We start from the raw sequence: 1,059 nt of genomic DNA on the forward strand, positions 1-1,059 counted from the left end.
TCCACCCACGACGCTCTCCCTATCTCGGGCTTCCAGAACAGCTTCATTTTCACGGAAAGCGGTAATATCGGCAAAGGTTGTTACGAAACCACCACCTTCAATCGGATTACCACGCATCTGAATCACGCGGCCATCTTTACGGATCCGTTCAAATTCATGTGCACTGCCGACGTCCAGTGAATCCGTTTACGCACATGCTCTTCCACCGAACCTGGACCACATTCGCCGCGTTCTGCGTTATAGCGGATCAGGTCAGCAATCGGACAGCCGACATAGACAATATCTTTTGGATAATCGAACAGTTTCAGATACTGGTTATTCCAGGCCACCAGACACATGTTTTCGTCGACCACACTCACCCCTTGGGTCATATGGTCAATCATGGTCATAATCAGGTTCTGGTTAAAACGCTGCCATTGGGAGGCCTGATCCAGAATATTTGCGACCTGGCCGAGCGCCAGGCCATTATTGACCATAGCGGTGGTCAATAAGGTCCGTGCTGATGCGGCGCCAATCGTGCCGGCCAGATACTGTTCGGTAAAACGCCACCACATCCCATTGGCACTGCTATTTTCATTGAGTTCGACATTATTTTGTGTACAGAACTGCTGGAATGCCTGCGCGGCCGGTACTTCACCGGTAATTCTTTTTGCCAGGGTCAGCAAATCACCCACTTTTAGGCGGGCAACATCCTGATGCGAATAACTTACTTCAGTCATCGGACTTTGCGATGGCAAAGGCTTGGTTTCATAATAGAAAAAGCTTTCGGCCTGAATCTGTTCTGCCACACTTGGGCGGAACATGCGTGAAATCCAGATGTATAACACGGTATTCAGACCCAATGCCCAGACCACGCCATGTGTCAGAGGATCAAAAGATTCAAATCCAATCAGGGCTTCGGGACGTAACCAGTTCCAGCCAAAAGGTCCTTGGGTCAGGAAATCTATACTAAATTGCTGATAGCGATCTGGCAGGCTGCGTAAAATCGTTGGCAGCAACAGCGTATAGGACCACAGGGCAAAACCGGTCAGCAAGCCGGCATATACGCCCTGCTTACTG

1 pseudogene is annotated in these 1,059 nt (G+C 50.0%); it reads right to left on the minus strand.

Annotated features, from left to right (window positions below):
- Positions 1–1,059 (minus strand): annotated as a pseudogene (locus E2K52_RS14455) (PAS domain-containing protein); the annotation flags it as partial.

It is taken from the genome of Acinetobacter sp. RF14B (genome assembly GCF_006864105.1).
In the GTDB taxonomy this organism is placed as follows: domain Bacteria; phylum Pseudomonadota; class Gammaproteobacteria; order Pseudomonadales; family Moraxellaceae; genus Acinetobacter; species Acinetobacter lwoffii_C.